This window comes from Candidatus Eisenbacteria bacterium, from assembly GCA_035577985.1.
Lineage (GTDB): Bacteria > Desulfobacterota > Binatia > DP-6 > DP-6 > DATJZY01.
On record DATJZY010000059.1, the window covers coordinates 1 to 2,720 of the forward strand.

Annotated in this window: 3 protein-coding genes; 2 read left to right on the top strand and 1 reads right to left on the bottom strand. The window is 66.5% G+C overall.

The window, feature by feature from the left end; genetic code table 11:
- Positions 1 to 472: phosphatidylserine decarboxylase (locus tag VMS22_09645; protein ID HXJ34284.1), on the top strand; the 472-nt coding region annotated here is incomplete at its 5' end.
- Positions 473 to 796: 324 nt separating this feature from the next.
- On the opposite strand, the gene VMS22_09650 is transcribed toward VMS22_09645, so the two are convergent.
- Positions 797 to 1,822, bottom strand: coding sequence for an IS110 family transposase (locus VMS22_09650; protein ID HXJ34285.1), 1,026 nt, complete (start codon positions 1,820 to 1,822; stop codon positions 797 to 799).
- Between the two features lie 380 nt (positions 1,823 to 2,202).
- Between VMS22_09650 and VMS22_09655 the strand changes: the two genes are divergently transcribed.
- On the top strand, positions 2,203 to 2,720 hold a 518-nt coding region (locus VMS22_09655; protein HXJ34286.1), incomplete at its 3' end, for a hypothetical protein.

The window sequence follows — 2,720 nt, forward strand, 5'->3', positions numbered from 1 at the left end:
CGACGAGTGGGTGGGCAAGGTGCCGTGCAACGGCGATGGGACGCTCATCGGCATCTACATGACGGCCCTTTCGGTACACTACATCCGCTCTCCGGTGCCGGGCAGCGTCTCGAGCATCGTGCCGCGGCCGGCGGTTCACGAGAACCTGCACCAGACGCGGACCTTCGTGCGCCTGCTCTGGGACATGAAGCCCTACGAGGAGGGGAGCCGCTACATCACGGAGAACGCGCGCAACACGATCGCCATCGACGGAGAGGTTCCGTGCGTGATCGTGCAGATCGCGGACCGTTACGTGAAAGAGTGCGACGCCTACGTCACGCCGGGCGAAGCCGTCTCCGCCGGGCAGAAGATCGGCATGATCCGGATGGGGTCCCAGTGCGACCTCTTCGTGCCGGACAGCGCGAACGTGAAGCTCGACTGCACACCGGGCGCGCGCGTCGTCGCGGGCGAGACGATCCTCGGGACTTACTAACAAGGGGGGCCTTAGCCCCCCGAGTATGGGGTGGCGTACCGGTCAAGGGCAGACGTGTGCGCAGAGCCAGGGGGCTGGCTGAGAGTGCGGGCAGGGAAGAGGGCGACAGGGAGAAGCGAACGACGAGCTGTCTTGAATCGAGTATCCGCGTTCGAGACGCATAGGTGGAAATCCATCGGCGGGCCGCAATCGCAGCTTCGGAGTGCATCGAGCAGCGAAGCAGCTCGAACCTCGAAGCGGGGGGCACGCGGTCACCGCCTTTGGACAGCTTTCGCTCGGCAGTCTTGATGACGCCCGGGGCGCGAGAGGCGCCCAGAGTGTTGTCTACGCGTCCGGGACTGGACGCCGGTGGGCGGGGTCGTAGCGGGAGCAGTCGCGCCAGATCGCGTACATGATGCCTGCAAGGCGTCGCGCGAGGGCGGTCATGGCGATCATCTTGCCACGTCGCTTTTCTACTTCGTCGGCCCAGAGCGCCAGCGGAGCGGCCTTCTGGGTGCGCCGGAAGCTCCACGCCGCCTGGGCGAGGGCCCAGCGAACTCGTGGCGGCCCAGCCTTGGTGATTGAAGTGCGTCTCTTGCGCTCGGAGCTGGAGTTTTCTCCAGGAACGAGGCCCAGGTAACACTGCAGCGAGTGAGCATCGGGAAAGCGCTCGATCCGATCGACGGCCGCGACGAACCGGAGCGCCGTGACGGGACCCACGCCGGGAATGGTCATGAGGCGCTGGCAAACCGGATGCTCGCTCACCAGAAGCTTGAGCTGCGCATCGGCCTGAGCAATTCGGTCGTTGAGCACTTCGATGACCTGAAGCTGATGCTCGATGAAGTCGGGCAATCCGTGGGGGCTGGCTAGAGCAGCAGCGCGCAGTCTCCGCACGAACGTGTCGGACGAGCGCGAGGAACTGGTGAGCAGATTGCAACGCATCCAGCTGCGCGTCGAGTTGATCAGCTGCGTCCTGGCAGTGACGAGCGACTCGCGAGCAGTGCACGTTGCTTTCCAAGAGCGAGAGATCGCGCTCGGGATGTGGACGGAAGGTAGATCGACACGTGACGAAACTTCGCTGAGTACTCGAGCATCGCGGCGATCGGTCTTGACGCCGTGAGCTCCGACTCCGAGCGCCGGCACCAGTGTCGCCGGGACGACCCGGACTTCGTGCCCGAGCTCGAGGGCCGCGTCGGCAACTTTGAACGCTTCGCTCGACGTCTCTAGGATGACCCGACCTCGCGGACGCTTCTTGAGATAAGCGTCCAGTCGCCGGGTTCCCCAGCGAAGCTCCTCGATAATTGTGCCGTCGGCTGACCGAACGCAGATCTGAGATTCCTTGCCGCCCAGATCGATTGCAATATGGTCCATGGCTGGCTCCTTCCTGCATGCGCCTTCGAGCGCGTTGTTTTGCTGAGGCACGAAGTTTTCGCGACCTCGTGGAACGGGGCCAGCCACTCCCTGCCGCTGCGCCGATAACCCGCCGACTCGAGCGGAGCGCGCAGCCCGGGTCCAGGGCGGCGCAGCCGCCGAGGCTGCCGAGGGAACCCTTGACCCGAGCGAGCACTCCGCGACGCTCCGGCACCAGGCGCGGACTTCCGACGGCTACCAGGTCGCGTGCCACCCCATCACATCTCAGCTTCGCCTTCGGCGAACTGCTCCCCCCGCCGCCTTCGGCGCGCTCGCTTCGCTCGCGTAGTTCCGCTATCTGACGGCACACGGCGCGCCGGGTGCCCGCGTGCGAGATCTCGATGAAACCCACGGACCTTCCGCTGCTCGTTCAGAAACTGAACGGCCCGATGGAGGCGCTCGGAGCTCTGGGAGCGGTGCTCCGGATCCAGACGGAGGGGCTTGCGGTCGATCCCCGCGTGCACGAGGCGCTCACCGACGTGCTCCGCACCCTCGGCGTCGACGAAGCGGAGCTCGCGGCGATGCCGACGGACCTGAAGCTCGCGATCGCGGGCGGCATCCGTGCGTTCTTGCGTCAGTCCGTCGATCTCGTGGAGAACCCGGACAGGCCCGCCGGCTGGAGCTTCGACGATCCCGCGCTTTTGCAGAGCCAGGGGCGCCTGTCCACGCCGGTCGCGCAGGTCATCGCGCAGATCGTCCCGACGCTCGGCGAGCTCGGAGCGCGCCTCGGCAGCGACGGCGCGACCTTCCTCGACGTGGGCACGGGCGTCGCGTGGCTCGCCATCGCGATGGCAACGACATTCCCGGCCCTGCGCGTCGTCGGGCTCGACGTCTTCGCTCCGGCCCTCGCGCTCGCGCG